6 protein-coding genes are annotated in these 4,915 nt (G+C 63.2%); all 6 read left to right on the top strand.

Features of this window, described 5'->3' with window-relative positions; translation table 11 throughout:
* Positions 1 to 492, top strand: a 492-nt coding sequence (locus EN745_RS30030) for an aminotransferase class IV family protein (protein WP_127422915.1), incomplete at its 5' end; no start/stop codon positions are given.
* Between the two features lie 19 nt (positions 493 to 511).
* Entirely contained in the window at positions 512 to 799 is a 288-nt protein-coding gene (locus EN745_RS30025; RefSeq protein ID WP_126059365.1) for a YciI family protein, read from the top strand.
* Complete coding sequence (locus EN745_RS30020) at positions 796 to 1,722, top strand: DUF3445 domain-containing protein (protein ID WP_127422914.1); 927 nt, start codon at positions 796 to 798, stop codon at positions 1,720 to 1,722. Before EN745_RS30025 ends, EN745_RS30020 begins: the two co-directional genes overlap by 4 nt.
* A gap of 131 nt (positions 1,723 to 1,853) precedes the next feature.
* Positions 1,854 to 3,299 (top strand): homospermidine synthase, encoded by a 1,446-nt coding sequence (locus tag EN745_RS30015; protein ID WP_126058430.1) that lies wholly within the window; start codon positions 1,854 to 1,856, stop codon positions 3,297 to 3,299.
* A 281-nt stretch (positions 3,300 to 3,580) separates the two neighbouring features.
* A complete protein-coding gene (locus EN745_RS30010; protein WP_127422913.1) occupies positions 3,581 to 3,955 on the top strand; it encodes a hypothetical protein in 375 nt (124 codons plus the stop codon).
* Between the two features lie 191 nt (positions 3,956 to 4,146).
* Positions 4,147 to 4,915 (top strand): metallophosphoesterase (locus EN745_RS30005; protein ID WP_189363200.1); only part of this gene is annotated, 769 nt, incomplete at its 3' end.

Here is a 4,915-nt window from a genome sequence, read left to right as displayed (position 1 = left end):
GTGCTGACGGACACGGTTGGCCGGCAAACGATCGCCTTGCGCACCCGTCTGGTCCTGGCGCGCAATGGCGAGGTGACGGCTGCCGCGCAGCGCTATGAGCCGCTCGCCGCCGACAAGGTCTGGCGCCTGCAACTGGCGCGGGTCCGGCTCGATTCCGGCGACACTTTGCTTCGCCACAAGACCAGCCGCCGCGACACCTACCAGCGGGCGCGCGCCGAATATCTCGCCAGCCGCGCGGACGAGGTGCTGCTCGCCAACGAACGCGGCGAACTCTGCGAGGGTACGATCACCAATCTCTTCGCCGATTTCGGCGACGGCGTGCTGGCAACGCCCCGGCTCGACTGCGGTCTCTTGCCTGGCGTATTGCGCGGCGAGCTTCTGGATGAAGGCCGCGCCCGCGAAGCGATCTACACCCTAGACGATCTGAAGTCGGCGAAGGCGATCTTCGTCGGCAATTCGCTGCGCGGCCTTATCCCCGCACGGTTGGCCTGACGCAGGTCTGGAGAGAATGATGTTCGTCGTGTCGCTGAACTACAAGGTGCCGCTTACCGAGATCGATCGGCTGCAAGCTGCACATGTCGAGTGGCTGAAAGCATGCTATGCGGAGGGTATCTTCGTCATCTCCGGTCCAAAGCGGCCAAGAACCGGCGGCATCATCATAGCGCGCGGCCCGCGCGACGTGTTGGACGCCAAGCTGGCCGCCGATCCCTTCGCCCAAGCCGGCGCCGCCGACTATGACATCACTGAATTCACGGCGAGAATGACCGCCGCTCAACTCGACGCGTTCAAGGAAGCATGAACGGGCCCGCCCATACGCCCTATGACGGTTCGTCGAAACCCTTCACCATCGGGCTGAAGCCGCTCGGCCTCGACGAGTGGATCGATGTCGACGAATGTCTCTTGCCTCATCTCGCCGAGAAGCGCCGGCTCTACGCGGAGATTCCCGAAAAGGTCTTCGTCGAGGAGGATGGCACACGCGAGGCCCAGCGAGAGGTGCTCGATCTCCTCGCAGCCTATCTCGCGGCGAAACACCCCGGGACCCATCGCGATGGCGGCTCCGGCGCCGCCGTGATCGGCGACGAGAACGGTGGCGGACCGACTGCGGCCCTGCGCGCGGCGCCGCTCGTTCAGGCATCCCTGCTCGTCCAGGAGGATCTGATCCTGATGCGCCGGGATGAAAGCGGCTGGCGCCTGGCCGCCGGCTCGCTCTGCTTTCCTTCGTCCTGGTCGCTCCTGGAAAAATTCGGCAAGCCGCTGCAGCAGATCCATGCGCCGGTGCCGGGGTTCGGGCCCGGCACGCGTCCGGCAGAATTGATCAACCGCATGTTCGACGGTCTTCAGGGTCAGGCGGTGGAGCGCTACAACTGGTCGATCCAGGCCGGCGACGCCCTCTACCATCCGCTCTCCAACCTCCAGCGCATCGACCGCGCCACCAACCGCCCCACACGCTTCGCCGACGGCGATATCGACGCCCATGCCTTCATCCGCGTCGAGCGCCAGACGTTGCGCAAACTGCCCGTCTCGCGCGACATCCTGTTCACCATCCGCATCCATCTCGACCCGCTCAAGGTGCTGGCACGCCATCCCGACAGGGCGACGCTCGCGGCATCCTTCGCCGCACAGCTGGAGGCGCTCGACGAGGCCCAGCTCGACTACAAGGGACTGACCGCCGACCGCGACCGGCTGGTCGCCTTCCTCGCCGACATGGCCACGGCAGCTTAACCACGCCATCAGGCGAGCCGGACCAGTGGTTGGCGCTTTTCACTGGTTTATGACAATGATCTGTGGTGTAGCGCTTGGCCGTCCGGCAGAAACGCCCGGCTTTTGCCCTGTTTAACGGAGTGTCTGAAAAAATGGCGAATGAAAACTGGCCCGTTTACGGTGAAATCACCGGTCCCGTCGTGATGATCGGCTTCGGCTCGATCGGACGGGGAACGCTGCCGCTGATCGAACGCCATTTCAAGTTCGACAAATCGCGCATGACGGTCATCGACCCGCGCGATAGCGACCGCAAGCTGCTCGACGAGCGCGGCATCACCTTCATGCAGGAAGCCGTGACAAAGAAGAACTACAAGAAGCTGCTGACGCCGCTTCTGACCAATGGCGGCGGCCAGGGCTTCTGCGTCAACCTGTCGGTCGACACCTCCTCGCTCGAACTGATGAAACTCTGCCGCAAGCTCGGCGTGCTCTATGTCGACACGGTGGTCGAGCCCTGGCTCGGCTTCTACTTCGATGACAAGGCGGATAACGCCGCGCGCACCAACTACGCGCTGCGCGAAAGCGTGCGCGAGGAAATCGCCAGGAACCCCGGCGGCAGCACCGCGATCTCCTGCTGCGGCGCCAATCCGGGCATGGTCTCGTGGTTCGTCAAGCAGGCGCTGGTCCACCTCGCCACCGATCTTGGGCTGGAGTTTGCCGAGCCGGCCGCGAGTGACCGCGAGGGCTGGGCGAAACTGATGAAGAAGGCCGGCGTCAAGGGCATTCACATTGCCGAGCGCGACACGCAGCGCACCAAGAAGCCGAAGCCGATGGACGTGTTCTGGAACACCTGGTCGGTCGAAGGCTTCGTCTCCGAGGGCATGCAGCCTGCCGAACTCGGCTGGGGCACGCATGAGACCTGGATGCCGAAGAACGCCAGGAAGCACAAGAACGGCTCGCAGGCGGCGATCTATCTGGAGCAGGCCGGCGCCAACACCCGCGTGCGCTCGTGGTGCCCGACGCCCGGCGCGCAATATGGCTTCCTGGTGACCCACAACGAAGCGATCTCGATCTCCGACTTCTTCACCTTGCGCGGCAAGAAGGGTAAGGTCCACTACCGCCCGACCTGCCACTATGCCTACCATCCGTGCAATGACGCGGTGCTGTCGCTGCACGAGATGTTCGGCGCGGCTGGCAAGGCGCAACCTGTCCATCACGTGCTTGACGAGAACGAGTTGGTCGACGGTATCGACGAGCTCGGGGTGCTGCTCTACGGCCACGACAAGAACGCCTACTGGTACGGTTCGCAGCTGTCGCTGGCCGAGGCGCGTAAGCTCGCTCCCTACCAGAACGCCACCGGCCTGCAGGTCACCTCGGCGGTGCTTGCCGGCATGGTCTGGGCGCTGGAAAACCCGCAAGCCGGCATCGTCGAGGCCGACGAGATGGACTACAAGCGCTGCCTGGAAGTGCAGTTCCCCTATCTCGGGCCGGTCAAGGGCTACTATACCGACTGGACTCCGCTCGATCACCGGCCGGGGCTTTTCCTCGAGGATCTCGACAAGAACGACCCGTGGCAATTCCGCAACATCCTGGTGCGATAGCGGGTTGCAGCGCGCGCGCTCCTTCGGACCTGCAAGAGGGCTTTAAGCCATTGAAATTGCGTGCATCACGCCTTCCGAAGATCGATCTTCGATTTTCGGGCCGATGCGGCGCCGGCATGCCGCGATGCCTTGCAATCGCCCGGAAATCGGGCGATTGAAGGGGTGCGGCCTGGAGCGACGTGCATCCATTGGAAAGTACGCTCCAGCACTTTGATGTACGCCTCGTGCCTTCCGAAAATCGAAAGCGGTTTTCCGGCCGATGCGAGAGGAGAGGATTTCAAATGACTATTGCGCGCAAATTGCTTTCGGCAGGTGCGGCGGCAAGTCTGCTCGCCGCTTCTGCCTGCACCACCGTCGGCCCTTCCGAGCCACCGATCGCAGCCGGACCGAAAGGCGTCGAGGGTTCCTGGATCGACGCCAAGGGCACCGGCCTGTCGAGCTTCACCGCCGGCACCTTCACCACCGTCGCCACGGACACCGGCCAGAAGCTCGCCGAAGGCAGCTACACCATGACCGGGGCGACTTCGGTCGAGATCCACGGCACCTCGCTGATCCGCCAGACACCGATCAGCTTCAACTGCCTGATGATCTCCACCAGCCAGCTCAATTGCACCAGCGCGTCGGGCCAGAACTTCGTGCTGACGCGGCGCGCCTGAAGCCGGTACATCCTTCGCTTTTCGGAAGACGGCGGCCCGCGAGCCGCCGTTTTTTGCGCCCGGCAATGCTGGCCCGATTCCGCTTGCATCGATGAAAACGCGATGGGAACATAGTCGGGATCTGGCTGCTATGTCCCGTTCAGTGCAAGGGCGTTAAGCGCCTCTGGTTCAAGGTCATCCGGGAGACGAGAATGAAGAAGATCGCCGCCATTGCCGCTCTTTCAGCATCCGCGCTTGGCCTGTCCGCCGGATCATCCTTTGCCGACTACACATTGAACATCCTGCATTTTAATGATTGGCACAGCCGCATTGAAGGCAACAACAAATACGAGTCGACATGCTCCGCCGAGGAAGAAACCAAAGGCGAATGCATTGGCGGCGCCGGCCGGCTGGTTACCGCGATCGCGCAGGAACGCAAGAAGCTCGACGGTCAGAAGGTGCTACTGCTCAATGCGGGCGACAGCTTCCAGGGCTCGCTCTTCTACATCACCTACAAGGGTGCCGCGGAGGAGGAATTCCTCAACCAGATCAAGCCCGACGCGGTGACGCTCGGCAACCACGAATTCGACGACGGCGAGAGCGCGCTGGTGCCTTACCTGGACAAGGCGAAGTTCCCGATCGTCAGCGCCAATGTCGTGCCCAACGACAAGTCGGGCGCCGCGGGCAAGATCAAACCGTCGGTCGTGCTTGAGGTCGGCGGCCAGAAGATCGGCATTGTCGGCGCGGTCACCAATGATACGCCGGAGCTTGCCTCGCCCGGCCCCAACATCGCCATCGAAGACGACGTCAAGTCGATCACCGCCGAGGTCGAGAAGCTGAAGGCGCAAGGCGTCAACAAGATCATCGCGGTGACCCATATCGGCTACAACCGCGAGCGCGATGTCATCGCGAAAATCCCCGGCATCGACGTGGTGGTCGGCGGCCACAGCCACACGAGTGTGGTGAGCACCGACCCGAAGG

The sequence above is a fragment of the Mesorhizobium sp. M4A.F.Ca.ET.022.05.2.1 genome (assembly GCF_003998845.1).
Lineage (GTDB): Bacteria > Pseudomonadota > Alphaproteobacteria > Rhizobiales > Rhizobiaceae > Mesorhizobium.
The sequence above is the reverse complement of the archived record's forward strand: the minus strand, read 5'-3'. Positions and strand labels throughout refer to the sequence as shown.

Bases quoted from the DNA above. Each gene is read 5' to 3' on its own strand.
- EN745_RS30025 (WP_126059365.1), top strand. From the start codon at position 512: ATGTTCGTCGTGTCGCTGAACTACAAGGTGCCGCTTACCGAGATCGAT.
- EN745_RS30020 (WP_127422914.1), top strand. From the start codon at position 796: ATGAACGGGCCCGCCCATACGCCCTATGACGGTTCGTCGAAACCCTTC.
- EN745_RS30015 (WP_126058430.1), top strand. From the start codon at position 1,854: ATGGCGAATGAAAACTGGCCCGTTTACGGTGAAATCACCGGTCCCGTC.
- EN745_RS30010 (WP_127422913.1), top strand. From the start codon at position 3,581: ATGACTATTGCGCGCAAATTGCTTTCGGCAGGTGCGGCGGCAAGTCTG.